Annotated in this window: 24 protein-coding genes; 14 read left to right on the plus strand and 10 right to left on the minus strand. The window is 58.0% G+C overall.

Features of this window, described 5'->3' with window-relative positions; all coding sequences use genetic code 11:
- Window positions 1-10: 10 nt before the first annotated feature.
- The 4 genes from FDM28_RS11610 to FDM28_RS11625 form a co-directional block, all read right to left on the minus strand.
- On the minus strand, window positions 11-484 hold the full coding sequence (locus FDM28_RS11610; RefSeq protein ID WP_138515350.1) for an EVE domain-containing protein: 474 nt from the start codon (window positions 482-484) through the stop codon (window positions 11-13).
- A gap of 54 nt (window positions 485-538) precedes the next feature.
- Window positions 539-1,825: an amidohydrolase family protein gene (locus tag FDM28_RS11615; protein WP_138515351.1), complete on the minus strand. Its 1,287-nt coding sequence runs from the start codon at window positions 1,823-1,825 to the stop codon at window positions 539-541.
- A 99-nt stretch (window positions 1,826-1,924) separates the two neighbouring features.
- Window positions 1,925-2,578 carry a uracil phosphoribosyltransferase gene (upp, locus tag FDM28_RS11620; RefSeq protein WP_087493997.1) on the minus strand — a complete coding sequence of 218 codons (654 nt, stop codon included), beginning with the start codon at window positions 2,576-2,578 and terminating at the stop codon, window positions 1,925-1,927.
- 19 nt (window positions 2,579-2,597) lie between these two features.
- Entirely contained in the window at window positions 2,598-4,178 is a 1,581-nt protein-coding gene (locus tag FDM28_RS11625) for a helicase HerA-like domain-containing protein (RefSeq protein ID WP_138515352.1), read from the minus strand.
- A 58-nt stretch (window positions 4,179-4,236) separates the two neighbouring features.
- Here FDM28_RS11625 and FDM28_RS11630 point away from each other — a divergent pair, with 58 nt between their 5' ends.
- The 11 genes from FDM28_RS11630 to FDM28_RS11680 all read left to right on the plus strand — a co-directional run bounded on the left by FDM28_RS11630 (window position 4,237) and on the right by FDM28_RS11680 (window position 15,355).
- Window positions 4,237-4,956 (plus strand): YebC/PmpR family DNA-binding transcriptional regulator, encoded by a 720-nt coding sequence (locus FDM28_RS11630; RefSeq protein WP_138515353.1) that lies wholly within the window; start codon window positions 4,237-4,239, stop codon window positions 4,954-4,956.
- 7 nt (window positions 4,957-4,963) lie between these two features.
- Window positions 4,964-6,256 carry a phosphoribosylamine--glycine ligase gene (gene purD / locus FDM28_RS11635; protein ID WP_138515354.1) on the plus strand — a complete coding sequence of 431 codons (1,293 nt, stop codon included), beginning with the start codon at window positions 4,964-4,966 and terminating at the stop codon, window positions 6,254-6,256.
- Window positions 6,225-6,914, plus strand: coding sequence for a 1-acyl-sn-glycerol-3-phosphate acyltransferase (locus tag FDM28_RS11640; RefSeq protein ID WP_138515355.1), 690 nt, complete (start codon window positions 6,225-6,227; stop codon window positions 6,912-6,914). The genes purD and FDM28_RS11640 overlap by 32 nt, the downstream gene beginning before the upstream one ends.
- Complete coding sequence (gene hemF / locus FDM28_RS11645) at window positions 6,907-7,830, plus strand: oxygen-dependent coproporphyrinogen oxidase (protein WP_138515356.1); 924 nt, start codon at window positions 6,907-6,909, stop codon at window positions 7,828-7,830. Before FDM28_RS11640 ends, hemF begins: the two co-directional genes overlap by 8 nt.
- Window positions 7,827-8,444: a nicotinate (nicotinamide) nucleotide adenylyltransferase gene (gene nadD, locus FDM28_RS11650; protein WP_138515357.1), complete on the plus strand. Its 618-nt coding sequence runs from the start codon at window positions 7,827-7,829 to the stop codon at window positions 8,442-8,444. The genes hemF and nadD overlap by 4 nt, the downstream gene beginning before the upstream one ends.
- Window positions 8,444-9,160, plus strand: coding sequence for a ribosome silencing factor (rsfS, locus tag FDM28_RS11655; protein ID WP_138515358.1), 717 nt, complete (start codon window positions 8,444-8,446; stop codon window positions 9,158-9,160). Before nadD ends, rsfS begins: the two co-directional genes overlap by 1 nt.
- 8 nt (window positions 9,161-9,168) lie before the next feature.
- The gene (rlmH, locus tag FDM28_RS11660) at window positions 9,169-9,636 is read left to right on the plus strand and encodes a 23S rRNA (pseudouridine(1915)-N(3))-methyltransferase RlmH (protein WP_138515359.1); all 468 of its coding nucleotides are present in this window, start codon (window positions 9,169-9,171) and stop codon (window positions 9,634-9,636) included.
- A gap of 2 nt (window positions 9,637-9,638) precedes the next feature.
- Complete coding sequence (locus tag FDM28_RS11665; protein WP_138515360.1) at window positions 9,639-10,259, plus strand: Maf family protein; 621 nt, start codon at window positions 9,639-9,641, stop codon at window positions 10,257-10,259.
- Complete coding sequence (rng, locus tag FDM28_RS11670; RefSeq protein WP_138515361.1) at window positions 10,241-11,716, plus strand: ribonuclease G; 1,476 nt, start codon at window positions 10,241-10,243, stop codon at window positions 11,714-11,716. The genes FDM28_RS11665 and rng overlap by 19 nt, the downstream gene beginning before the upstream one ends.
- A gap of 9 nt (window positions 11,717-11,725) precedes the next feature.
- Window positions 11,726-14,176 (plus strand): glycosyltransferase family 4 protein, encoded by a 2,451-nt coding sequence (locus FDM28_RS11675; protein WP_138515362.1) that lies wholly within the window; start codon window positions 11,726-11,728, stop codon window positions 14,174-14,176.
- Between the two features lie 150 nt (window positions 14,177-14,326).
- Window positions 14,327-15,355 carry a hypothetical protein gene (locus FDM28_RS11680; protein WP_138515363.1) on the plus strand — a complete coding sequence of 343 codons (1,029 nt, stop codon included), beginning with the start codon at window positions 14,327-14,329 and terminating at the stop codon, window positions 15,353-15,355.
- Here FDM28_RS11680 and FDM28_RS11685 read toward each other — a convergent pair.
- Window positions 15,352-16,299 (minus strand): glycosyltransferase family 2 protein, encoded by a 948-nt coding sequence (locus FDM28_RS11685; RefSeq protein ID WP_138515364.1) that lies wholly within the window; start codon window positions 16,297-16,299, stop codon window positions 15,352-15,354. The genes FDM28_RS11680 and FDM28_RS11685 overlap by 4 nt on opposite strands.
- A 4-nt stretch (window positions 16,300-16,303) precedes the next feature.
- On the opposite strand from FDM28_RS11685, the gene FDM28_RS11690 reads away from it, so the two are divergent.
- Window positions 16,304-17,335 (plus strand): glycosyltransferase family 10 domain-containing protein, encoded by a 1,032-nt coding sequence (locus FDM28_RS11690; RefSeq protein ID WP_170211729.1) that lies wholly within the window; start codon window positions 16,304-16,306, stop codon window positions 17,333-17,335.
- Here FDM28_RS11690 and FDM28_RS11695 read toward each other — a convergent pair.
- The 5 genes from FDM28_RS11695 to FDM28_RS11715 all read right to left on the minus strand — a co-directional run bounded on the left by FDM28_RS11695 (window position 17,280) and on the right by FDM28_RS11715 (window position 22,769).
- Entirely contained in the window at window positions 17,280-18,542 is a 1,263-nt protein-coding gene (locus FDM28_RS11695) for an O-antigen ligase family protein (RefSeq protein WP_170211731.1), read from the minus strand. The two genes, FDM28_RS11690 and FDM28_RS11695, sit on opposite strands and share 56 nt — an antisense overlap.
- Before the next feature lie 112 nt (window positions 18,543-18,654).
- On the minus strand, window positions 18,655-19,542 hold the full coding sequence (locus FDM28_RS11700) for a DUF6492 family protein (RefSeq protein WP_138515367.1): 888 nt from the start codon (window positions 19,540-19,542) through the stop codon (window positions 18,655-18,657).
- On the minus strand, window positions 19,539-20,255 hold the full coding sequence (locus tag FDM28_RS11705) for a polysaccharide deacetylase family protein (protein WP_138515368.1): 717 nt from the start codon (window positions 20,253-20,255) through the stop codon (window positions 19,539-19,541). The genes FDM28_RS11700 and FDM28_RS11705 overlap by 4 nt, the downstream gene beginning before the upstream one ends.
- Entirely contained in the window at window positions 20,252-21,985 is a 1,734-nt protein-coding gene (gene msbA / locus FDM28_RS11710) for a lipid A export permease/ATP-binding protein MsbA (protein ID WP_206021963.1), read from the minus strand. Before msbA ends, FDM28_RS11705 begins: the two co-directional genes overlap by 4 nt.
- Window positions 21,972-22,769 carry a glycosyltransferase family 2 protein gene (locus FDM28_RS11715; protein ID WP_138515369.1) on the minus strand — a complete coding sequence of 266 codons (798 nt, stop codon included), beginning with the start codon at window positions 22,767-22,769 and terminating at the stop codon, window positions 21,972-21,974. The genes msbA and FDM28_RS11715 overlap by 14 nt, the downstream gene beginning before the upstream one ends.
- A gap of 97 nt (window positions 22,770-22,866) precedes the next feature.
- Between FDM28_RS11715 and FDM28_RS11720 the strand changes: the two genes are divergently transcribed.
- The gene (locus FDM28_RS11720; protein ID WP_138515370.1) at window positions 22,867-23,721 is read left to right on the plus strand and encodes a glycosyltransferase family 2 protein; all 855 of its coding nucleotides are present in this window, start codon (window positions 22,867-22,869) and stop codon (window positions 23,719-23,721) included.
- A gap of 10 nt (window positions 23,722-23,731) precedes the next feature.
- Entirely contained in the window at window positions 23,732-24,991 is a 1,260-nt protein-coding gene (gene tolB / locus FDM28_RS11725) for a Tol-Pal system beta propeller repeat protein TolB (protein ID WP_138515371.1), read from the plus strand.
- The last annotated feature ends 7 nt before the right edge of the window (window positions 24,992-24,998 follow it).

Consider the following 24,998-nt stretch of genomic DNA (forward strand, 5'->3'; position numbering starts at 1 on the left):
CACCACAGCCCTAGTCGGCTGCCACTCCCAGCGTTTGCAAAATATGCCGCCAGTGCCGCGCCTCTACCGAGGTGATGGACAGGCGGTTTCCTTTTTTGAGCACCAGCAATTCCGCCAGCTCGGCATCGGCCCGGAGCTGGGGCAGGGTGAAGTTGCGTGTTTTGTGGAGCACCTGCACATCCACCAGCAGCCAGCGCGGTGCTTCTGGTTTGCTGGCGGCATCGAAATAGGGCGAGGCGGGGTCGAACTGCGTCGGGTCCACCTTGCTGCCGGACGCCACCCGCGCAATGCCAACGATGCCCGGCTCCGCACAGCTGGAGTGGTAGAACAACACGCCGTCGCCCACCTGCATGCCGTCGCGCATGAAGTTGCGTGCCTGGTAGTTGCGCACGCCGGTCCAGCCCACGGTGGCATTCGGCATGGCCAGCACGTCGTCAATCGAGGCCTCGGCGGGTTCGGCTTTCATGAGCCAGTAGTTTTTCATGGGCGTGCTATGAAGTTGATAGCTAATCGCGCAGGTTGGTCGGGCGCTAGCGGTCTATTTGATGTGTAAGAAGGATGTGGTCGCCGGCCGGCCTGGCAGAGTCAACGTCACTGTCCGCGCCGGCGTTTGCGCCACCAGAGCACCCCGCCGCCAGACCTTGAGGCGGGTGGCTTTGAGGCGGATAGCCTCAATGGGGTTTTGCGCTTGCAGCAGCACCAGGTCGGCCTGGCAGCCTTTTTCGAGGCCATAGCCCTCCAGGTGCAGGATGCGTGCGGGGTTGGTGGTGACGGCGTCAAAGCACTGCTGCATGGCTGGCTGGCTGGTCATTTGCGCCACGTGCAGGCCCATGCTGGCTACCTCCAACATGTCGCCGCTTCCCATGCTGTACCAGGGGTCCATGCAACAGTCCTGCCCGAAGGCCACTGCCATGCCGGCTGCCATGATTTCGGGCACGCGGGTCATGCCGCGGCGCTTGGGGTAGGTGTCGTGGCGGCCTTGCAGGGTGATGTTGATGAGCGGGTTGCTCACCACGCTCAGTTGCGCCTCCGCCATGAGCGGCAGCAGTTTGCTGACGTAGTAGTTGTCCATGCTGTGCATGGAGGTGAGGTGGGAGCCGGTCACGCGGCCGTGCAGTCCCAGGCGGTTGGTCTCAAAAGCCAGGGTTTCGACGTGCCGTGAGAGCGGGTCGTCCGATTCGTCGCAGTGCATGTCGACCAGCTTGCCTTGCTCAGCAGCCAGCTCACACAGCAGTTTGACGCTGGCAGCGCCGTCCGCCATGGTCCGCTCGAAGTGGGGGATGCCGCCTACCACGTCTACGCCCAGGCTCAGCGCTTTCTTGAGGTTATCTACGCCGCCCTTGCTTCTCAAGACGCCGTCTTGCGGAAACGCGACCAGCTGCAGGTCGATATAGGGTGCCACTTTCTTTTTGACAGCCAAAAGGGCTTCCACCGCCAGCATGCTCGGGTCGCTGGTGTCCACATGGCTGCGGATGGCCAACAGACCGTTGGCGACTGCCCAGTCGCAATAGGCCAGCGCGCGATTCACCAGCGCGTCAAAAGTGAGGTGGGGCTTGAGCTCGCCCCACAGCGCAATGCCTTCCAGCAAAGTGCCGCTCTGGTTCAGACGCGGCAGGCCGAGGCTGAGCGTGGCGTCCATGTGGAAGTGCGCGTCTACAAATGGGCTGCTCAGCAGCATGCCGCCGGCGTCCACCACCTCCGCCGCCTGAGCGGCTTCGGGCGTGAGCCCTTGTGTCACCTCGGTGATGCGGCCGCCTTGCACCGCCACCGACATGTGGCTGCGCCCATCGGGCAAGGTGGCGTTGTGGATGAGCAGGTCGAGCATGGTGAAAACTCCCGCACCCTATGAGGCAGGGCGCTATCAAAAACCTAGCTGCCTGCGCTTATTGCACGGGCGCTAACGGCCATTTTTATGGTTTGCAGCTTACTGCGTGCCGAAGATGCGATCGCCCGCATCCCCCAGGCCCGGCATGATGTAGCCATGGTCGTTCAGGCCACGGTCGATGGCAGCGGTGAAGATGCGCACATCGGGGTGCTCTTTGTACATGGTGTTGATGCCTTCAGGGCAGGTCAGCAGGCACAGGAACTTGATGGATTTGGGGTTGCAAGCCTTCAGGCGCGTCACGGCCGCAGCCGCAGAGTTGCCGGTGGCCAGCATGGGGTCCACGACGACCACATCGCGCTCTTCCATATTGCTGGGCATCTTGAAGTAGTACTCCACCGCCTGAAGGGTTTTGGGGTCGCGGTACAGGCCCACGTGGCCCACGCGGGCGCCGGGCACCACGCTTAAGACTCCGTCCAGGATGCCGTTGCCGGCACGCAGCACGCTGGCGAACACCAGCTTTTTGCCGTCAATGACCTTGCCGGTGGTGGTTTCCAGCGGGGTTTCAATCTCCAGGTCTTGCAGCGGCATGTCGCGGCAGACTTCGTAAATCATCAGGCCGGCCAGCTCGTTGAGCAGGCGGCGGAAGCTGCTGGTGCTGGCTTCCTTTTTGCGCATCAGGGTGAGCTTGTGCTGCACCAGCGGGTGGTCGATGAGGGTGACGTTGGCACGTGCTGCGGGATCAATGGTGACCATGTTCTTGTTCCTTGTATGTTTATCGCTTGCTGCCGCCCAGGATGCTGCCCAGCACCCCGCGGATGATCTGGCGGCCGACTTCGCGGCCGATGGAGCTGGCCGCACTCTTGATGAGCTGCTCGCCCACGCTGGCGCGTGAACGGCGGGCACCGCCGCCCAGCATGTCACCAATGCTGTCCAGGATGCCACCGCCGGCGGGCGCCGCCTCCGGCTCGGGGGCAGGCGCTGCGCGGCCAGCGCGGGTGCGCGGAGCGGCAGGGGCTGCATCGCCTTCGGCCTCAGCAGCCGGTGCACGGTTTTGCGTGCGGCCCTTGAGTGCTTCGAATGCAGATTCGCGGTCCACCGCTTTTTCGTACACGCCGGCCACGATGGATTCGGTGATCAGCGTCTTGCGTTGCTCGGGGGTGATGGGGCCGATCTGGCTGGCCGGAGGAATGACGAACACGCGCTCGGTGAGAGAAGGGCGGCCTTTTTCATCCATCAGGCTCACCAAGGCCTCGCCCACGCCCAGCTCAGTGATGGCGGTCGCCACGTCCAGGCCGGGGTTGGCGCGCATGGTGTCTGCAGCGCTCTTGACGGCCTTCTGGTCGCGCGGGGTGAAGGCGCGCAAGGCGTGTTGCACGCGGTTGCCCAGCTGTGCCAGCACGCTGTCCGGAATATCGAGCGGGTTTTGGGTCACGAAGAACACACCCACGCCCTTGGACCGAACCAGTCGCACCACCAATTCAATGCGCTCAATCAGCACCTTGGGCGCGTCGGCAAACAGCAGGTGGGCCTCGTCAAAGAAGAACACCAGCTTGGGTTTGTCCAGGTCGCCCACCTCAGGCAATGCCTCGAAAAGTTCGCTCAGCATCCACAGCAAAAAGGTCGCATACAGGCGGGGCGACTGCATCAGCTTGTCTGCCGCAAGGATGTTGACCACGCCTTTGCCCGAGCTGTCGGTCTGCATGAAGTCTTCGATATTGAGCATGGGCTCGCCAAAGAACTTGTCGCCACCTTGCTCCTCGATCTGCATCAGGCCGCGCTGAATGGCGCCAATGCTGGCGGCGCTGATGTTGCCGTATTCGGTGGTGTAGCTGGCGGCGTTGTCGCCCACGTCCTGGCACATCGCGCGCAGGTCTTTCATGTCGAGCAGCAGCAGGCCGTCGTCATCCGCGATCTTGAACACCAGTTGCAGCACGCCGGCCTGGGTTTCGTTCAGGTTGAGCATGCGGGCCAGCAGCAAGGGGCCCAAGTCGCTCACGGTGGCGCGCACCGGGTGGCCTTGTTGGCCGAATACGTCCCACAGCGTGGTGGGGAAGGCGGAGAACGCGGGTTCTTCAAAGCCACGCTCTTTGATGACTTTCGCCAGCTTCTCGCTCAACGCACCTTTTTGAGAGATGCCGGTCAGGTCGCCTTTGACGTCGGCCATGAACACCGGCACGCCCAGGGCAGAAAAGCCTTCAGCCAGGCTTTGCAGGGTGATGGTTTTGCCGGTGCCGGTGGCGCCGGTGATAAGGCCGTGGCGGTTGGCCTTGTCGGGCCGGAGGAAACATCGCACTGCAGACTTGCCTGCGGCGTGCTGGGCAATCAGGATGCCTTCGTCTTGAATGGAAGCCATAGAGATCTCAAAAAGTACAATCGTGGGAGTAGCGTAACGAATTTTTAAAGGGTTTCGTGTGGCAGGACATAGCAAATGGGCCAATATTCAGCACCGCAAGGGGCGTCAGGACGAGAAGCGAGGCAAGATTTGGACCCGTATCGTCCGTGAAATCACGGTAGCGGCCCGACAAGGCGGGGGCGACCCGGCCATGAACCCGCGTTTGCGTCTGGCCATCGAAAAGGCCAAAGCCGCCAACATGCCTGCAGACCGGGTGAAATACAACGTTGACAAGGCCACCGGCTCACTGGACGGCATCAGCTACGAGGAAATCCGCTACGAGGGTTACGGCATCGGTGGCGCGGCCATCATCGTGGACACCATGACGGACAACAAGGTGCGCACCGTGGCCGAAGTGCGCCACGCATTCAGCAAGCACGGCGGCAACATGGGCACCGAAGGCTCGGTGGCCTTCCAGTTCAAGCACGTGGGCCAGCTGATTTTTGCTCCTGGCACCAGCGAAGACAAGGTCATGGAAGTGGCTCTGGAAGCCGGTGCGGAGGACGTGATTACCGACGACGAAGGCGCGATTGAGGTGTTAACCGCGCCCGCTGACTTTGAGGCGGTCAAGGCCGCCCTGGAGGCCGCAGGCCTCAATGCCGAGGTCGCCACGGTGACCATGCGCGCAGAAAACACGATTGAGCTCTCGGGCGATGATGCCGAGCGCATGCAAAAACTTTTGGACGTTCTGGAAGACCTGGACGACACCCAAGACATCTTCCACAACGCTGCTCTGTAAGACTGATATGAACGTACTCGTAATTGGCGGCGGTGGCCGTGAACATGCCCTGGCCTGGAAACTGGCCCAGTCCCCCAAGGTGCAAATGGTGTATGTGGCGCCCGGCAACGGCGGCACGGCCACTGACCCGCGCCTCAAAAATGTGCCTATTACCGATGTGGTGCAACTGCGCCAGTGGGCGCAGGACAACAAGATCACCCTGACCCTGGTTGGTCCTGAAGTGCCTTTGGCCGCCGGTGTGGTGGATGAGTTCCGCGCCCACAACATGCGCATCTTCGGCCCAACCAAGGCCGCCGCCCAGTTGGAAAGTTCCAAGGCATTCAGCAAGGCTTTCATGCGCCGCCATGGCATTCCGACGGCCGAGTACGCCACTTTCTCGGACCCCGTGGCTGCACATGCTTATGTGGACAAGATGGGCGCGCCTACCGTGGTCAAGGCCGACGGTTTAGCTGCCGGCAAGGGCGTGGTGGTAGCCATGACCGTGGCAGAAGCCCACGAAGCCATTGACTTCATGCTGGTGGATAACACCTTGGGCGTGGCGCACAACGACGGCGGTGCCCGTGTGGTGATCGAAGAGTTTCTGGAAGGCGAAGAGGCCAGCTTCATCGTCATGGTGGATGGCAAAAACGTGCTGCCCCTGGCTACGAGCCAGGATCACAAGCGCTTGCAGGATGGCGACCAGGGCCCCAACACGGGTGGTATGGGGGCCTATTCGCCCGCACCGGTGGTCACCCCGGATGTGCATGCCAAGGCGATGCGCGAAATCATTCTGCCCACGGTCAAGGGTATGGAAGCAGACGGCATTCCTTTCAGCGGCTTTTTGTACGCCGGGCTGATGATCGACAAGAACGGCCAGCCCAAGACGCTGGAGTTCAACTGCCGCATGGGTGACCCTGAGACCCAGCCCATCATGATGCGCCTCAAGACCGATCTGGTGGACGTGCTGATGGCCGCCACCGAGCCCGGCCCGCACGGCAAGCTCGATGAAGTCGAGTTGCAGTGGGACCGCCGCACAGCGCTGGGCGTGGTGCTGGCTGCCCATGGTTACCCCATGAACCCGCGCAAGGGTGATGCCATTACCGGTATCCCCAAGGAGAGCGAAGACGCGGCGGTGTTCCATGCAGGCACCACCCTGCAAGACGGCACGGTGTTGACTTCCGGCGGCCGCGTGCTGTGCGTGACAGCCTTGGCCGATAGCGTCAAGCAGGCGCAACAACGCGCTTACCAAGTCATTGACGAAATTCAGTTTGACGGCATGCAATTCCGCCGTGACATCGGGTACCGCGCCGTCAAAGGCTGATCCGGTGGCATCCGGGGGGCGGGTCATGCATCCGGTGCAGTTCCGGGGCCAGGGTTGGGCCCGGCGGTTGCTGGCGGTGTGGGGTTGGCGGGTCGAGTTCGACGGTTTGCCGGCCCTGCAGGGCGTGATGGTGGTCTACCCCCATACCAGCAATTGGGATTTTTTGGTGGCGATCCTGGCAAAGTGGGCCATCGGTTTTCCGGTCAATTTCTGGGCGAAAGACAGCTTGTTTCGCATTCCCTTGTTCGGCCGCTGGTTGCAATGGGTGGGCGGTGTTGCGGTGAAGCGCGATGCCCCGCACGGCGTCGTGGGGCAAGTGCTGGACGGCATGCAGCAAGCCCGCAAGAAGGGCGAGCTGTATTGGCTTGGCTTGTCGCCGGAGGGCACACGCCGCTGGACCGCAGGCTGGCGCAGTGGCTTTTACCAAGTGGCGCTCCAGGCCCATGTGCCTGTGGGAGTGGTGAGCTTGGACTACGGCCGCAAAGTGGTGGATGCCACTCGCTTTATGGTTTTGAGTGGGGACCGGCAAGCGGACCTGGCCCAGATGGCGGACCTTTTGAAAGGCGTGCGCGGCAAACATCCCGAGGCGGCAGCGCCTGTGACATTTCTGGCGGCCCAGCGGCCGGACCAGCCTCAAAGAAAGCAAGACCATGTCTGAAACTACAGCAACTCCAGCGCATGTGCGCACCTACCTGATGGGTTTGCAAGATCGCATCACCACGGCCATTGCCGATGTCGATGGCGGTGCGTTTTTGTCGGATGCGTGGGAAAAAGCGCCGGGCGAGCCCCTGCAAGGCAATGGCGTTACCCGCATTCTGGAAGGTGGCGCCGTGTTTGAGCGCGCCGGTTGCGGCTTCTCGCATGTGCGGGGCCCCAAACTGCCGCCCAGCGCCACGCAGCATCGCCCGGAATTGTCCGGCGCGCCCTTTGAGGCCATGGGCGTCTCGCTGGTCTTCCACCCGCGCAACCCTTATGTTCCCACCGTGCATATGAATGTGCGCATGCTGGCTGCCAAGAACCCGCAGGGGGACACCGTGTGCTGGTTCGGCGGCGGCATGGATCTGACGCCTTATTACGGTTTTGAGGAAGATGCTGTGCACTTCCACCAGACCTGCAAGAGCGCGTTGGCCGGCTTTGGGGACGACAAATACCCCCGCTTCAAGAAGTGGTGCGACGAGTATTTCTTCCTGAAGCACCGCAACGAGCCCCGTGGCGTGGGCGGTATCTTTTTTGATGATTTTTCAGAGCTCGGCCAAGACCGCAGCTTTGCAATGCTGCAATCCCTGGGGGATGCGTTTTTGCAGGCCTATCTGCCCATCGTTGAGCGCCGCCAAGGCATGGAGTACACCCAACGCGAGCGCGACTTCCAGCTGTACCGCCGCGGGCGCTATGTGGAGTTCAACCTGGTGTGGGACCGGGGCACTCATTTCGGCCTGCAGTCTGGTGGACGCACCGAATCGATTTTGCTTTCCATGCCGCCGCATGCCACCTGGGCTTACCAGCAGGTGCCGGCCAGCGGCTCGCCGGAAGAGGCGTTGACCACGCACTTTTTGACTGCGCGGGACTGGGTTTGACGACGGAGGCACTTTCACCGCAGCGCATCGGCGTGTTCGGCGGGGCGTTTGATCCGCCGCACAGAGGCCATGTGGCGTTGGCACGCACAGCGATGGCCCAGCTCGGCTTGGATCGCTTGGTGGTGATTCCGACCGGCCACGCGTGGCACAAATCCCGCGATTTGACACCAGCATCCCACCGCTTGGCCATGGCTGAACTGGCGTTTGCCGAAGTGCCCGGTGTGCGGGTCGATGCCCGTGAAACCCGGCGCCCGGGCGCGAGCTATACCGTCGATACCCTGAAGGAGTTGCGGGTTGAAAACCCCGGCGCCCAGCTCTATTTGCTGATTGGCGAAGACCAGGCCCGCGCGCTGCATACTTGGCACGCATGGGAGCAGTTGCCTACTCTTGCTATAATTTGTGTAGCTGCTCGCGCAGACGCAACGGGCGCCAAGGGTCAATTTGATGCCTTGCGTGCCGAACTCCCCGGCCTGACTGTGCTCCACATGCCTTCCATGGCCGTGAGCGCCACCGAAATCCGACAACGTGTAGCCTTGGGCGAAAGCATTGCCCCTCTGGTTTTTGAGCCGGTTGCGCGTTATATTGACCAACACCTTCTTTACCGACCGAACTGATGACTACTTCCACCGTTGCCAAAAATACCCAGAAACTCCAACGTGCCGTCGTCGATGGTCTGGAAGATGTGAAGGCCCAAGATATTGTGGTGTTCGATACCGAGCACCTGTCTGCATTGTTTGAGCGCGTGATCATCGCCTCCGGTACCAGCAACCGCCAGACCAAAGCGCTGGCTGCCAGCGTGCGCGATGCTGTGCGTGAGGCTGGTTTTGCCAAACCCCGCATTGAAGGCGAAGGCAATGGCGAATGGATTATTGTGGACTGCAACCAAGTCGTGGTCCACATCATGCAGCCCAACTTCCGCCAGTACTACCACCTCGAAGAGCTGTGGGGCGAGAAGCCCGTGCGCCTGAAACTGGGCGCGGCCAAGCCGGTGGTGGCGAAGGCCAGCGAAGAGGCCAAGCCTGCTGCCAAGAAAGCCGCAGCGAAAACTGCTGAGCCGAGCATGCGCCGTTCCAGCGCTGCCAAGAAGGGTGTGGAAGAAGCATTCCCGTCCAAGGCTGCTCTGAAGAAAGCGGCAGACAAAGCCGCTGGTGTGAAAGCGCCTGCAAAAAAGGCTGCAGCTAAGCCAGCCGCCAAACCCGCAGCCAAGGCGGCGGTAAAGACGGTGGTGGTCAAGCCGGAAGTCAAGAAGACGGTCGCCAAAAAAGCAGCAGCCAAGCCCGCTGCCGCCAAAAAGGCGCCTGCGAAGAAAGCCGCTCCCCGTAAAGCCTGAGGTTCTGCGTGAGGCTGGTCATCGTCGCTGTCGGTCAGCGGGTACCGGACTGGGCGCAAACCGCGTGGGATGACTACGCCAAGCGCTTTCCGCATGAACTCAAAGTAGAGCTCAAAGCCATCAAGACGGAGCCGCGTGGCTCCAAAACGGTGGAGCAGCTTTACGCTGCCGAGCGCAAGCGCATCGAAGAAGCCATCCCCAAAGGCGCGCGCATCGTGGCGCTCGACGAGCGTGGCACCAACTTGCGCACGACCGCGCTTGCCGATCGCCTGAAAGAATGGCAGCTGGGTGGTACCGATGTGGCCCTGATCATCGGGGGGCCGGACGGCTTGGACCCCGAGTTTCGCCAAGCTGCGCATGAACGCATACGCCTCTCTGACCTGACCTTGCCCCACGCCATGGTGCGAGTGCTGCTGATTGAGCAGCTTTACCGGGCGTGGTCAGTCAACGCCAATCACCCGTACCACAGGGAATGACCATGAGCGCTACGGATTTCATTTACCTCGCATCCCAGAGCCCACGTCGCCGTGAATTGTTGACCCAGATCGGGGTTGCGCATGAATTGCTGCTGCCCACGCCGGATGAGGATCCGGAGAGTCTGGAGGTGGTGTTGGAAGGGGATACCCCTGCCATCTATGTGCAGCGCGTGACTGCTCTTAAATTGATAGCTGCTCGCGCACGTCTGACAAGCGTTAATGGCCAAAATCGTCCTGTTCTTTGCGCAGACACTACCGTCGCCTTGGGCGATACCATCCTCGGCAAGCCGGAGGATGCAGAGGATGCCAAGCGCATGCTCCGCGCCTTGGCTGGTGGAACGCACCGCGTGTTTACTGCGGTGGCGGTGGCATGGGGCGACAAGACCGCCCAGGCGTGCTCGGAATCAGTGGTCACTTTCTCTGCCATGAGCGAAGACGATATTGCCGCTTACGTGGCGAGCGGCGAGCCCATGGGCAAGGCCGGCGCGTACGGGGTGCAGGGCAGGGCAGCTGCGTTTATTGCGCGCATTGAGGGGTCTTACTCTGGCATCATGGGTCTCCCTTTGTTTGAAACGGCGCAGGCCTTGCGCGAGGTGGGCTTTGCATGCAACAAGACATCCTGATCAACTGGTCCCCGCAAGAGACGCGGGTCGCCATCGTGGAACACGGTGCGGTGCAGGAACTGCACGTGGAGCGCACACTGGAGCGCGGGCTGGTGGGCAATGTGTACCTCGGCAAAGTGGCGCGTGTGCTGCCCGGCATGCAGTCGGCCTTCATCGACATCGGTTTGGAGCGCGCTGCTTTTTTGCATGTGGCCGATGTGTGGCATCCGCCAGTGGAAGGGGAGTCGCTGAGCGCATCACGTGCATCCCAGCCGCAGATTCCGATCGAAAAACAGGTGTTCGAAGGCCAGTCGCTCATGGTGCAGGTCATCAAAGACCCGATTGGTACCAAGGGCGCCCGTCTGTCCACCCAGATCAGCATTGCTGGTCGCTTGCTGGTGTTTTTGCCGCAGGATGACCACATCGGCGTGTCGCAAAAAATTCCTACCGCCCAGCGCGATGAGTTGCGTAACCGCATGCAGGCGCTGGCCGGCAAAGAGGGTGGCGGATTCATCTTGCGCACCAATGGTGAAGATGCGTCTGACAAAGAGCTGGGTGACGACATTGCCTACCTGCGCAAAGCGTGGGCTCGCATCAAGGACGCATCCCTGCGTTTGCCGCCGCAAAGCCTGTTGCACCAGGACCTGAACTTGTTACAGCGTGTGCTGCGTGACTTGGTGGGAGAAGGTACGCAAACAATCCGGGTGGATTCCCGCGAGCAATTTGACGCGCTCAAGGCATTTGGCTTGGAATTCATGCCCGCCGCAGCGGAAAAGCTGCAGCACTACAAAGGTGAGCGCCCGATATTCGACCTGTACGCGATTGACGAAGAAATTGCCAAGGCCTTGGCGCGGCGGGTGGAGCTGAAGTCGGGTGGCTACCTGATCGTGGACCAGACCGAAGCGCTCACGACCGTGGATGTGAACACGGGCGGGTTTGTCGGTGCCCGCAATTTTGACGACACCATTTTCAAAACCAACCTCGAAGCCGCGCAGGCGATTGCACGCCAACTGCGCTTGCGCAATTTGGGCGGCATCATCATTGTCGATTTCATCGATATGGCGCGCGAGGACCACCGGGAGGCCGTATTGGCAGAGTTCCGTAAGCAACTGGCCCGCGATCGGGTGAAGACGATGGCGGGGGGCTTCTCGCAGTTGGGCTTGGTTGAGATGACGCGCAAGCGCACGCGTGAATCCTTGGCGCATATGCTGTGCGAGCCATGCCCCACGTGTGAAGGCAAGGGTATCGTCAAGACGCCCCGTAGCGTGGCGTATGACATCTTGCGTGAGATCTTGCGTGAAGCACGTCAGTTCACCCCGCGCGAGTTCCGCGTAGTGGCCTCTCCCAAAGTGATTGAACTTCTGTTGGACGAAGAAAGTCAGCATCTTGCCGGACTCTCTGAATTCATTGGCAAACCGGTGTCGCTGCAAAGCGAGGCAGCCATGGCCCAGGAGCAATACGACATCGTGTTGTTGTGATGGTGGCGTGTGACTGAGCGTTTGCGTATCGCGGTTTTGAGCCGCAATTTCTCGGTGACCGGTGGTGGAGCCGAGCGCTACTCCATCTCGGTGGTGGAGCAACTCGCCAAACAGCATGAAGTACATGTGTTTGCGCAGACCATTTCGCATGATTTCCCCGGGGTAACGTACCACCGCGTGCCCATGCCGATGCAGCGCCCGCGCTGGATCAACCAACTCTACTTTGCCTGGAAAACATGGCGGGCTACGCGCAGCAGTTTTGACATCGTTCACTCCCACGAAAACACGTGGCATGGCAATGTGCACACCGTGCATGTGCTTCCGGTCAAGCACGCCTTGTTTGCCGGTAAGCGGGGCATGGCTTTGGCCCTGCGTTGGTTGAAGGTGGTGACCAGCCCCCGCTTGCTGGCGTATCTGTGGTTGGAAGAGCGGCGATTTGCTTTTGCCTACAAAAAGAAAATCGTTTGCGCGTCTACGACGCTGAGAGATGCGGTGGCATCCGCATTCCCCGGGTCTGTGCCCATGCTCGAGGTGATCACCCCCGGTGTGGATCGGGTGCCCGGTGCTCCCAGTGTCGAAGAAAAAGCCCGCGCGCGAGATGTGCTTGCACTGCCTGCAGATAAAACACTGCTGCTGTTCGTGGGCAATGACTTTGCAAAAAAAGGCTTGTCCACCTTGTTGCGGGCATTGGTGTCTTTAGACGCCCATGTTGATCTCATCGTGGTCGGGCGGTCGGAGCGCGCTGCTGAATTTGAGCAGCTGGCGGTGTCCTTGGGCGTTCGATCGCGGGTGCATTTCACAGGCAGCTTGCAGGAAATGGCGCTGGCCTACCAGGCTGCGGACGCCTTGGTTCACCCCACACTGGAAGACTCGTACGGCATGGTCGTGCTGGAGGCGATGGCGCATGGCTTGCCCGTGATCGTGAGTGATGCGCCTTTCAGCGGCATTGCCCGGGAACTGCAGCATAGCAGCAATGCGCTGCTGCTCTCCGCTCCGTCTGATGCCGCAGAGCTTCTTGGCAGAATCAAGAATGTGCTGGACCACCCTGAGCAAGCTCGAAAGTTGTCTGAGGGTGGTTTGCTGTTTGCTGCCGCCAATGCGTGGGATCAGGCGGGACACAAATACCGAGAATTGTTCGCACAGATTGCACGCCGTTACCAGCAGCGCTGGCTGGTGCTGTCCCATGCTTTCAATATGGATGGCCGCGCTGCCAGTCAGACTATCACCGACAAACTGCCTCATCTGGAGGCGGCCGGCATTGAGTTGGTCGTGTTGAGCGGAGTGTCCGGTACTCTGGATCGACACTACGAGCACCACCAGCTTTGGCCAGCGGGGCCAGCGGGCTTCCGGTTTGAGCTGCGCCATGTGCTGCGCAAGCACTTGACCCATCCTAGGGTGTATCGCTTGGTTATGGTGCTGCTGTCCATTCCCTTGCTGCCGTTCATGTTTGTCGAAAAGCTGCTGCGGCCTGTGGAAAGCTCCTGGTCCTGGTGGCTCAGCGCCTACCTCAAGGGACGTGCGCTGGCCCGGCGCCGCAAGTTCGATCTCATTTATTCCACCGGTGGCGCTTTTGCTGCCCATGTGGCGGGGCGCGCCTTGAAACAGGCGTTGGGTGTGCGCTGGCTGGCTGAGGTGCACGACCCGTTGGTGATGCCGGGCAGCACGCCCAAGACTGCGCAGGAGCGCATGCAGGCCGAGGTGGAGCGCCAGATTTGCACCGATGCCGAGGTGGCCATCTGGTTCACCGAACAGGCCCTGGCCAGTGCCAAGCGTCGCCATCCGCAACTGGGCGAACGCGGCAAGATGATGCTGCCGGGCATTGATGCGCCATTCACGGTGTTGCCGCCGTATGTGCCGGGTCCCAAGATGGTCATTGGGCACTTTGGTTCTTTGTCCGCCACACGCAACCTCACGCCCATCATTTCAGCTTTGGAGTCCTTGATTGCTCAGCGCCCTGAGTTGCGCAGTCAGCTGGAGCTGCAGCTTACCGGCGGGCCGTTGGACGCAGTGTCCCAGGCGGCCATCGCCCAGTCGCCCGTGCGTGATCTGGTGCGCCACCTGGGGCGTATCGAGGCGGATCCGGTGACCGGGCTTTCCGGGCGTGAGCAAATCTTGCGCCGCATGCGCAGAGCCGATGTGCTACTGCTGCTTCACGGCACCGAGCCGATCTGCGCCGAATACATTCCGTCCAAGCTCTACGAGTACCTGTGGATGCAACGCCCGATTCTGGCGACGGTGCATGGCAATGCGCAGATGGCGGCCCTGCTGCGGGGACAGGGGCATATTGCGGTGGAAATGGAAGGCGATCTACTTGTGCAGCGGGATATGGCCGCAACGTTGATGACGCTGTTTGAGCGGTGGTCCCATAGTGGCTTGCAGGACAATGCGCGGAAGAGTCGGTTTACTACGCGCGCAGCTGTTGCTTCGTTGATTGAGTGGGTGCGATTTGTTGTTCAATAAACGAATCAAAAATAAATGCAATAAATCTGGAATTCAATACATGATGAGCTTTACGAGTGCGATGCACAGCGCAAGATGCAGAGAGACCGAGGAAATGGATGTGTCTCGGTACGCTGCGAAAGGCGGCGCATGAGTGGCCTAGGGCGTTTCTTGGTTGATTACGAGAATCCGGACGCGGGCATTGGTCACTCGCTGGGTCATGTGAACAACGCCATCAAGATTTGCCTTCGCCACGGCCTGACTTTCGCCTATGCCGAATCGCAGGTTCGCAAATCCAGCAAGAGCCAATGGGGCTGGCGGCTGCGTCAGTGGATACGTCGTCTGACGCTGCGGCAGGTGTATGAAACGCACGATATCGGCAACGATATCAATGCCCTGTTTGCTTTTGTGCAGTTCACCGGGGATCGAGACGGGGTAGAACGCATGCTTCGAAAGAAGCAGCTCAAACTAGTCCAGCTTCCCGAGGCAGCGATCAGCATCCCGTCCAATGCCCAAGAGGATGACGACGTGTATCGTGCTGTGGACGCGGTCATTCGGTCCCATCCAGAGGACGGGGTGGTCTTCCGTTTACCGGACAAGCGGATTGGCGATTTCGAGTACCAAGCCAGCAAGGCTTGGTTCAGGCGCTGTTATGACGCCGCAGGCAGCGGCCAGTTCCCTGCCCAGTATGTGCCCAGCATACCTCATACACTGAAGGTTGCTGTGCATATCCGGCGCGGGGATCTGTTGCCGGGGCGCCAGTTTGACGATTTGTCCAAGCGCATGCTCCCCGATGTCTGGTACCAGCGAATTCTTGAGAGAGTTCTGGATGCGAGTGGTGAGCGACCTGTCGTGGTGTACATAGTGAGCGAAGGCTTGGACGGCCGCTACTGTTCCGAGAAAGGGCAGGCCGTGGACTGGAGCAATGTCCTTCCGGCAGACCGGTGCAAGATTGTCGAGTTAATTGACAGTCCTTTTGTCCCATCTTTCCGCGTGCTGGTCGGTGCCGACATCTTGGTGGGGTCCAAAAGCGGAATGACCCATCTGGCTGGCATGCTTGGTGAGCACACCAAGTTCGTACCACGCATGTGGCATTCTTACCGAGGGGCTTGCCGTGTGTTTGAGTTGGGCGATGATATCGACGAACAGGCGCTGGCAGAGATTGCACGCCTGACCATGGAACTGAGTCTACCGGTTTAGCTCTTGGGCTGGCCTGCGATACTAGGCTTGGTGCGACGTCCCAGCTGTGTGGCCCACCATGCCATCACTGCGCGTTCCAAGCGCGTGGTGAGTGTGAGCCAGCCGTTGCGTCGGTACTGGAATTCAGCATACAACTCATAGTTGGCTCGAAACGAGATTCCCGGTATTCGACGGTTGATGGTTCGCATAAAGGCGGTTGCCTGCTTCCACCTCCGGGCCACGGGCATGGATTGGGGCACGATGCTTTGCCCGGTAATAGCCTGTACGTAGCGGGTTTGGATTGCCTTGAAGGAGTTGTTGGCAGTTTCTTTCTTCACCACACTGATTTGGCTTGGATGCAGGCGGTAGGTGAGCAAATGTTGTTCTATGTTGCGAAACCTGCCGCCATGGGCAGCGATATCGCACCATAGGCCGTAGTCTTCTGCATGGAGGTAGGCGGTGTCGTAGCGATGTTGTCGCAGTATGTCTGTGCGGATGCTGGTGCTGGGGTTGCACAAGGGGCAGTAAATGCTCAGCAGTGCCCGAATGTCGCTGTTGGAGGTGGCGGATCGCTGCGCTCGCCGTTTGCCACTTTGGCTGTCCAGCGAAATATGAAACGAGCCACATACATCGACCTCACCGCTCTGCAGCACTTTGAGCTGTTCCTCCAGTCGGCAGGGGTGCGCAATATCATCTGCGTCCATGATGGCGATGAAACGCCCCTTGGCTTCGTCAAAACCCTTGTTGCGGGCAAAAATCAAGCCGTGGTTCTTTTCAAGAGGAATGATGTACACACGCGGATCGGTCAGCGCATTCAAGTAGGCTAAGGTGCCATCGCGCGATCCATCGTCTACGATAATCAACTCGAAATCTGTATAGGTCTGTTTTAGCAGGCTCTGGATGCATTCATCAAGATAGGTTTGGGCGTTGTAGGTGCAGAGCACAATGGAAAAAACTGGCGACATAACAATGAAAAAACGTAAGGTGCTGTTCGTCGATGAGTCAGGCGGCGCTTGGCCTTGGGGCAGGCAATTGCGGGAAAAGGGCGGCGTCTGGGCGCAGAGCGCGTATACATTCGCTACCGATTGTACGGGGGGGTATGACTGGTTGGTGGTCTATTCCGCCTGGCCGGACGTCTCGCTGCTGACCTCGGTTCCCCGCAGCCGCCGTATCTTTGTGGCCGGCGAACCGGAGAGCTTTCACCGTTACCAAGCTCGGTTTCTGGAGCAGTTTGGGACCGTGATCACGACGCAACGTGGAACGCAACATCCAGGTGCAGTTCTCATGCAACCAGGGATCAACTGGTTTGCCGGTGTTCGTTTTCAGAGTGAGGCAGAGCGTTTTCGATCGATGTTGAAGTTTTCAGATTTTGAAGCCGGCAATCCAGTCAAGACTAAGCTGTGTTCTGTTGTTTGCTCCAGCAATGCAGTAACACGAGGGCATCGTTTGAGAATCGAATTTGTTGAGCAGTTAAAACAGGAGTTCGGAGGGCAGATCGATTTTTTTGGTCGGGGTACCAGGACCATGGCCGACAAAGATGAGGCACTGTCCGAATATCGCTTCCATATCGCCCTGGAGAATTCGGTGCATCGGGATTATTGGACGGAGAAGCTGGCAGACCCTTTTCTGCGTGGGTGCTTTCCCATATACAGCGGATGTCCTAATTTGGATGACTATTTTCCGGATGGCAGTTACGCACGTATTGACCTGGACAAGCCGCAGCAAGCCATAGACACCATCCGCGAGGTGTTGCGCAGCGAGCTAGACCGTTCCAGTTCTGAGCTGCGACAAGAGGCCAAGCGCCGGATCCTGTATGAGTACAACATCTTTGCCGAGTTGGAAAAACTCTATCCGCAACTTGAGCAACACAAAACGCCCAACTTCAATTTGGAGGAAAGTATCCCCACTCGGCTGTACTCCGACCATGAGGCCAAGGACTTCAAATTCAGTCGGCGTTTGCGTCGCTGGTTTCGCGATCGTTTGGGAGAGTCAGACCGCTGAACAGGGCTGTCAGGAAGAACAGCAGTTCAATGAAGTGGCCTGTGCATACTTCGGTGGTGAGATAACTAATGGCGATCAGCGGGATAGTCCAAACTATATAGTTACTCCAGAAATCGGTGTGCTTTTTTGCTCGAAGGTAACTGGCGATCAAGGGAATCCAGACCAGCAATAGCCCGGGTATTCCAAAGGCAAGCGCGAAGTCAAGCCAGCCGCTGTGTGTGGCTCCTCGGTTGTTTCCATCGGGTTTGTGGAAGTCACTCCACTTTTGGATTGCAAGCGCACCAAAAGAGTGTTTGATGAGTCCGTATCCCAGTGGATGATCTTTTAGCAGCTCCAGCCCCGCCCGCGCCCAAGACACTCTTTGGTAGGTGCTGACGTCTACCATAGTGCCATTTTCATTGTTTGGGAACGGTGATGTATTGTCTTTCCAGTTGTTGTGTTGGTCGATCTGGATGCTAATCTTGTAATCTGAAACCAAGTTTGACCACGCAGGGTTGGTTTCAATGTGTTTACTGGCCGCGTAACCAAAGACCAAGAAACCTAGCATTATTGATGTAGCAAGACCTATTCGGTGCATCTTGAAATGGGTGCGACGCAGTAATACCGAAATGAGGAATCCACCCATCAACAAAGCGAACATGGCAAACCCATTCTTGGTGTTGGCGAAGTAGTACATCAGTACGGTTGCTATCAGCCCAGCAAAGCTGTATAGATACCAGATCGGGCGCTCCGTTCTTTGCAGGGCAGACAAAGCCTTGATGAACATCACGGGGAGCAAGATGCTGCCAAAAATGACCAGTGGTGTCTTACCCAAGTAGGGGGTCATGTAGAAGTTGGTGTGCACCCATTGTCCTGTTTGCGCAATCTCGTAGGCGTAGCGGACGCAGAAAATTACAGTGGTTCCCGCGAGGCCCCAAATTAGCACGGACTGGTGGATTCGCTGCAAACGAAGGGATAGGTGTTGTGCGGGGTTGCGAACCAGGATGCCCAAGGCCAGCCCCATGCAGGCCGCCAGGCTGTTGCGCAGCCAGTCACCGGTTAATTCGCGCCATTGCTCTTCATGGTTGCCAGCAAGAAACAAAATATGAAAAGCAAGCCAGAGAAAAAATGAAAACAGCACGTGGACAGGCCATGCCTGCAGCGTCTTCAGTTGCTGAAGGTGCTTGCCCAAGATGAGTAGAGAAGCTAAGGAGCCGATGAGCAGCATAAGATGGCGTAGTCCCATTGTGTTGGGCAGAGGCCATATTGCTAACAGGACGGCGGCAGCAAATACGAGCACAGCTCCGGAGATCTTTGTGTTAACCATAGTTTTGAGCGGCTTAGGTACGACCTAGGGCACGGCGTAACCTACGCCCTAGTCTGGACGCCAGATGGCCGCCCTCGCTGGGCCAATCCATTTCGCGCTCCCACGCAGATTGGTAGGTCACGCCGCAATAAAACTGTGCGAGGTCGGTTTCGTTGAGGCCATCAGAACGATCCTTGCGCAGTTGCCAAGCGTAGGCGTACATCTTGAAAAATGGCTGCGATGGTAGGAGTGGAATAGCGCGGTACTTCAGCAGCGCCTCACCATACCAGCGCATTTCGATTGGGTGCTGCACAATCAGCTCGGCAAAGTTCATTTGGCGGGGCTTGAGGAAATTCTCTTCCAGACTACTCCATACATCACGATGCCATACAGGACAGTTTGGACCGAAATTATAAAACTTGCCATCTCGCCCAATTTCTTGTTGAACCTGGATCGACTCCCTGCGAAAGTTATCTATGACCTTTTGTTTGCGCGCCATCGCGGCGGGAATGAGTATATCCCGGCATTCGTCGATGACGGTGTAGGGCACGCCATGTGCATTCAAGAACTCACGCTGATGAAAGGGGCGGATGAATTGGCAGTCTGAATCCAAGCATAAGTAGGCCTGACTGTGGCCCAGGCGCCAGAATTCGGACTTGACGATTTGCTGCGAGAGATGGCCGGGTATTCTATTGACGATGTCGAGCGTGTGTGAAGGGTTGCTCAGGATGATGTCTTCGTCAGCAATCAGGGTGACCGTAATCCCGGAAAGGTATTCCTGAAACAGGGGAATGTCCGCTTGCGGGCATGACACATAGAAGGAAATAGCGTCCGCGTTGTATTTTTCAATAGTCAAAGCCAAACGTTTGGCCCGTTTGACATCCACGCGATAACTTTTGCAATAGAGCGCAAAGGGTTTCATTGTCTAGCGTCTTCGTATCGCGTCGTGATTTTTGCAGCGAACTGCAACGGGTTGGTAGCCCGCGCCACCATGATGCGATTTAGCGCAAAAGGGTTATCGCCCGTTTGCACACGGCCCCGGCGTGTGCTCGTGGCAGTCAGGTAGCCGGCAGCTCGAACCATCTCCTCGTGCTCGGGTTTGAACCAGCCATAGGGGTAGCAAAAATGCCGGACTTCGGCGCCCAAAACCTGCTGCAACTCGTCCTTGGACTGCACGATCTGCCGCTGTGCTGCTTCGTCGGACAGCTCCGTTAGGTTGGCATGCGTCTGAGTGTGCGAGCCCACGTCCATACCAGCCCCGTGCCAGGCCAGCCAGTCTTGCTGTGTCATCAGTGGCTTCTGCGCCACTTTCCCTGCGTCCCAGGCATTGGTACCGCCGACCATGCTGCTGACTCCATAGCAAGTTGCGGTGAAGCCGTTTGCTTTTAGGGAGGGCAGAGCGTGAACCAGGTTGTTCTGATAGCCATCGTCAAACGTGATGCCCACTACCTTGCCTTGCTGCTCTCCGTGCAGATAGGGTTCCAGATCGCGCATGGACAGGCCTTTGTAGCCCATCAGGCGCAGCATGCGCATTTGCCAGCCAAACGAGGAGGGCGCCACGATGAGTCCGCGCAGTGCCGTACCACGCGGCGGCGGCTCGTCGATCTGGTGGTACATTAGGATGGGTATTTTCATGTCTGCAATCTCTGGAGGTTGGCGTAGTAGCCATTGCGTTGAATCAGGGTCGCATGATTGCCAGACTCCACGATACGCCCTTGATCCAATACCACGATCAGGTCTGCCCGCTCAATAGTGCTCAGTCGATGCGCAATTACCAAGGTCGTTCGGTTACGCATGAGGGTGGCCAAGGCATCCTGCACCACGCGCTCTGACTCGGTATCCAGGGCCGAGGTGGCCTCGTCGAGGATGAGAATGGGCGCATCCTTGAGCAAGGCACGCGCAATCGCAATGCGCTGTCGCTGACCACCTGATAGTGCCGTGCCATTTTCCCCCGTCAGTGTGTCGAGCCCTTGGGGTAGTTGGCAAATAAATTCCCAAGCATGGGCCGCAACGGCAGCTTCCTGTACTTTGGAGTCATCGGCATTAAGCGACTGGCCGAAGGCGATATTGGCACGAATACTGTCATTGAGCAGAACGATATCCTGACTGACCAATGCGATGTGCTCGCGCAGGTTGGACAGTGCAAGTGTGGCGATGTCGATACCGTCCACGGTGATGTGGCCAGAGTCTGGTTTGTAAAAACGGGGAATCAGAGCAGCCACCGTACTTTTTCCGCCGCCAGATGCGCCCACCAGGGCGATGGTCTGGCCGGGTTGTATCTGCAGGTTGATATTGTGTAAAGCCAACTTGTCGTTGCCGGGATAGCGGAAGCTTACGTTTTCGAAGCGAATGTCACCCTTACAGTTCGGTAAACGCGCCTGACCTTCGTCGGCTTCCACCGGTGCATCCAACACCCCAAATACGCTTTCGCAAGCAGCCAAGCCACGCTGCAAAATAGGACTGATAGTAGTGAGCTGTTTGATCGGCGAGATCAGCAATAGCATAGCGGTGATGAAGGAAACGAACCCACCCGCAGTATCTCCCGCCTGCCCCATGGAGCGGCTGAGCGCCATGTAGATGATGAATGCAATCGCGATAGAGGCTGTCATGTGGGTGATCGGCGTGAGAGCGGAGGCGGGTACTGCCTCTTTCATCATGCTACGGCGAAAGCTTTCAGTGACATTATGGAAGCGCTCTTTCTGTTGCCCTTGAGCGCCGTAGATTTTGATGACTTTATTAGCTGCAGTAGTCTCTTCGACGGTATGGGCTACCGCTCGCAGTGACTCCAAGCTAGCTCTGCTCGCCTTGCGTATGCGGTGGCCAAAGCTCTGTATCAAAACAGCAATCACGGGCCCCACAGTGAGTGTGATCAGAGTTAGCTTCCAGTCTAAGTAGAGCAGGTAAGACAACAACGCCACAGCAGTAAGTGACTCACGCACTGCAGTGATGAGCACATTGGTGGCTGCTTGGTTTATCCCGTCCACATCATTGTGGATGCGCGTAATCCAGTACGACGCAGGTTGTGTTTGGAATGACTGTGTTGGGGCACCGAGTAGTTTGTCGAAGACTGCGCGTCGCAAATCCACCACCAAACGCGTGGAAACCCACGTCATCAGGTAATTGGTCACGAAGGACAATACTCCACGAGCGAGAAATAGCAGCACGATACTCGCGGGAATCAGCAAAACCATGCGTTCTTCCGTGGTGCGAAACCCGCTGTCCAGCAGATGCTTCATGATCGCCGGAAACACCGGCTCGGTGGCAGCAGTGCACACCATGCAAATGACGGCGATGGTGAGGGCTTTCCAATAAGGACGCAGGAAACCTAGTAATCGCAGGTACAGCGCGCGGTCAGCTTTGGTCATGTTCAGGCAATGATGGCTTGGTAGGTGAGCGCCAAGCCTCACCCTTTTGGATCTCCAAAGCCTTTACATAACGGTAAAAGGTACCCTCAAAATTGCCCACGGCAATCACCAACCCCGCCCAACCATCCAAAAAGCCGAGTTTAAAAAGGTAGTGCTTCCAGAACGCCCACTTTGCATGAATCAGCGCTGTCCACATTGAAATTTTCTTGTGTTTGATTTTCTCAGCACCCAAGGTGGAGTATCGGTTGGCCTTGTGCATAACTTCGGCCATGTTCTTGAATGGAAATTGCCATATGGCAGACTGCATATGCCCAATCGGTTTGGGTGAATGCAGTACATAGCCTTCGTGCACAGGCTTGAAATCGTAGCTCATGGCTCCTCGCCGAAACAGCTGAGGCTGACGGTAATTGGGGTACCAGCCGGAATGTTTTATCCAACGTCCCATAAAGAAGTTGCGTCTAGGCGTGTGGTAAGCGTCTAGTTCACCTCGAGCAACAAGATCTTGAATTTCTCGTGCCACCTCGGGCGTACATCTCTCGTCAGCATCCAGGCTGAAGATCCAGTCGTGAGTGCAAGCGGCTAACGCTTGATTTCGCAAATCACCAAAGCCTTTGAAATCTACTTGCACCACTTTGGCGCCCAATTGAGTGGCCAATTCCGAAGTGCCATCCGTGCTGTACGAATCCACGAGGATGATTTCATCTGCCCACGATACGCTCTCAATTGCTGAACGCACCTTTTCGACTTCGTTGTAGGCAATGATGTAGACGGAAATAGTGGGCATGGAGTGATAACATTCGGCCGGTTTTTGGTCCCCGGCCAAGCCGAGGCCCCCTCCGTTGCAGAACAGCTAGTTCAAAGGCGGCTTAGTCTATTCGAAAATGCCAACCACCGCGCTGATTTCCATTGTCATTACGACCTATAACAGGAGCGATGCCCTGAAGTGCGTATTAAGGGCTCTAGAGCAGCAAACGGATACCAATTTTGAGGTGGTGGTCGCTGACGACGGATCTACAGACGCACATGTAACGCAAGTGCAATCGGCCCAACAATCACTGCATTTCCCCATCACCCATGTTTGGCACCCAGACGTGGGCTTTACCGCTGCCAAGGTGCGTAACCTCGGGGTTGCTGCGAGCGCAGGCACCTACTTGATTTTGCTTGACGGTGACTGTGTGCCCGATGTTGATTTTGTGGCGCGGCACCGCTTGCTGGCAGAACCTCGCTGCTTCATCAACGGTAGCAGGGTCCTTTTAACCGAAGCCTTCACGCATGAGGCGTTGTCTGGGCGGGTGGATTTGGTCCATCAATCTCCGGCGACATGGTTGATGCGGCGGATCCGCAAACAATGTAGTAAATGGGTGGGGTGGATGCGTCTGCCGGACATTTCCTTACGCCGCCAGCCTGATTTCAAGTGGAAAGGTATCCGCAGCTGCAATATGTCGCTTTGGAAGAGTGACTACGTTGACATCAACGGCTTCGACGAGACTTTCGTTGGCTGGGGTCATGAAGACGCTGATTTTGTGCTGAGGCTCCACAACGCGGGTTTGACCCGGAAGAATGGATTCTTCGCCACAGAGGTCTACCACCTCTGGCACCGTGAGAGCAGCCGCGACATGGAAAATCAAAATGCGCAGCGAGTGAGGGAACGAATTCACAGCAAGCAGATCCAAGCAACCCTTGGCTATCGGCAAAGTTTGGCATTCGAGGGTGTGCGCATCCATAGAAAGAGATAATCCCAAAACGATGAAAAATTTACTGATCTCCTGTGTACTTGGATTCGCTGCATTAGGTGCACAAGCGCAATTCCGTGTTGAGGTTTCTGGGGTGGGGATGACACAAATTCCCATTGCACTCTCTGCACTCCGAGGTGATGAGCAGTCACCTCAAAAAATGGCATCTATCGTTCAAGCGGATTTGGAGCGAAGCGGGCAATTCAAGATTTTGGACACAGGTGCGGGCCTTGACGAGTCGTCCCGTCCAGATCTGGCGGGGATTCGGCAGCGCGGCGCAGATGCCTTGATTGCGGGCAGCGTGACACGACTCGCTGATGGTCGTTTTGACGTGCGTTTCCGCTTGTGGGACAGCGTGCGCAATCAGGATTTGGGCGGGCAAAGCCATGCGGTATTAGCCGGTGATCTGCGTTTGGCGGCCCACCGCATCGCAGACTTCGTCTACGAACGTTTGACGGGGGACAAAGGCGTTTTTTCAACGCGTATTTCTTATGTGACTAAGGCCGGCAGCTCCTACAACTTGTGGGTGGCAGACGCCGATGGTGAAAATGCGCAAAGCGCCCTAAGCAGCCCTGAGCCCATCATTTCCCCCTCGTGGGCGCCCAATGGCAACCAGTTGGCCTACGTTTCTTTTGAAGCCAGAAAGCCCGTGGTGTATGTTCACGATGTGGCTAGTGGCCGCCGCCGATTGGTCGCTAGTTTCAAGGGTTCTAACAGCGCTCCCACGTGGTCGCCAGATGGGCGCTCCATCGCGCTGACCCTCAGCCGTGACGGGGGCTCGCAGCTGTATGTCATGGATGCGAATGGCGGCGAACCCAAGCGCTTGATGCAGTCGTCTGCCATCGATACCGAGCCGGTGTACACCCCAGACGGGCGGACTATCTATTTTGTAAGCGATCGCGGTGGCTCACCTCAAATTTATCGGGTGTCTGCGAGTGGAGCGAATGCCGAACGGGTCACTTTCTCCGGCAGTTACAACATCTCTCCTGCATTGAGCCCGGATGGCAAGTGGTTGGCCTATGTTTCCCGTGTAAACGGTGCGTTCAAGCTGCATGTGATGGATATTGCGACGGGTAACGTATCTGCGATCACCGAAACCACTGCCGATGAGAACCCCAGCTTTTCACCGAACAGCCGCCTCGTGATTTACGCCACCCTCTTGCAAGGCAGAGAGGCTCTCATGACCACGACATTGGATGGCCGCATCAAAGCACGGCTGGCGGGTCAAAGTGGCGATATTCGGGAGCCCGACTGGGGCCCGGTTCAAAAATGAATTTTTC

It is taken from the genome of Rhodoferax bucti (assembly GCF_005876985.1).
Lineage (GTDB): Bacteria > Pseudomonadota > Gammaproteobacteria > Burkholderiales > Burkholderiaceae_C > Allorhodoferax > Allorhodoferax bucti.

Excerpts from the sequence above, each read along its gene's own strand:
- msbA (WP_206021963.1), bottom strand. The coding sequence starts at position 21,985 with ATGACCAAAGCTGACCGCGCGCTGTACCTGCGATTACTAGGTTTCCTG.
- FDM28_RS11610 (WP_138515350.1), bottom strand. The coding sequence starts at position 484 with ATGAAAAACTACTGGCTCATGAAAGCCGAACCCGCCGAGGCCTCGATT.
- purD (WP_138515354.1), top strand. The coding sequence starts at position 4,964 with ATGAACGTACTCGTAATTGGCGGCGGTGGCCGTGAACATGCCCTGGCC.
- upp (WP_087493997.1), bottom strand. The coding sequence starts at position 2,578 with ATGGTCACCATTGATCCCGCAGCACGTGCCAACGTCACCCTCATCGAC.
- FDM28_RS11690 (WP_170211729.1), top strand. The coding sequence starts at position 16,304 with ATGAAAAAACGTAAGGTGCTGTTCGTCGATGAGTCAGGCGGCGCTTGG.
- FDM28_RS11625 (WP_138515352.1), bottom strand. The coding sequence starts at position 4,178 with ATGGCTTCCATTCAAGACGAAGGCATCCTGATTGCCCAGCACGCCGCA.
- FDM28_RS11615 (WP_138515351.1), bottom strand. The coding sequence starts at position 1,825 with ATGCTCGACCTGCTCATCCACAACGCCACCTTGCCCGATGGGCGCAGC.
- rng (WP_138515361.1), top strand. The coding sequence starts at position 10,241 with ATGCAACAAGACATCCTGATCAACTGGTCCCCGCAAGAGACGCGGGTC.
- hemF (WP_138515356.1), top strand. The coding sequence starts at position 6,907 with ATGTCTGAAACTACAGCAACTCCAGCGCATGTGCGCACCTACCTGATG.
- rsfS (WP_138515358.1), top strand. The coding sequence starts at position 8,444 with ATGACTACTTCCACCGTTGCCAAAAATACCCAGAAACTCCAACGTGCC.
- FDM28_RS11720 (WP_138515370.1), top strand. The coding sequence starts at position 22,867 with ATGCCAACCACCGCGCTGATTTCCATTGTCATTACGACCTATAACAGG.
- FDM28_RS11700 (WP_138515367.1), bottom strand. The coding sequence starts at position 19,542 with ATGAAACCCTTTGCGCTCTATTGCAAAAGTTATCGCGTGGATGTCAAA.
- FDM28_RS11705 (WP_138515368.1), bottom strand. The coding sequence starts at position 20,255 with ATGAAAATACCCATCCTAATGTACCACCAGATCGACGAGCCGCCGCCG.
- tolB (WP_138515371.1), top strand. The coding sequence starts at position 23,732 with ATGAAAAATTTACTGATCTCCTGTGTACTTGGATTCGCTGCATTAGGT.
- FDM28_RS11715 (WP_138515369.1), bottom strand. The coding sequence starts at position 22,769 with ATGCCCACTATTTCCGTCTACATCATTGCCTACAACGAAGTCGAAAAG.
- FDM28_RS11665 (WP_138515360.1), top strand. The coding sequence starts at position 9,639 with ATGAGCGCTACGGATTTCATTTACCTCGCATCCCAGAGCCCACGTCGC.
- FDM28_RS11695 (WP_170211731.1), bottom strand. The coding sequence starts at position 18,542 with ATGCTGCTCATCGGCTCCTTAGCTTCTCTACTCATCTTGGGCAAGCAC.
- FDM28_RS11685 (WP_138515364.1), bottom strand. The coding sequence starts at position 16,299 with ATGTCGCCAGTTTTTTCCATTGTGCTCTGCACCTACAACGCCCAAACC.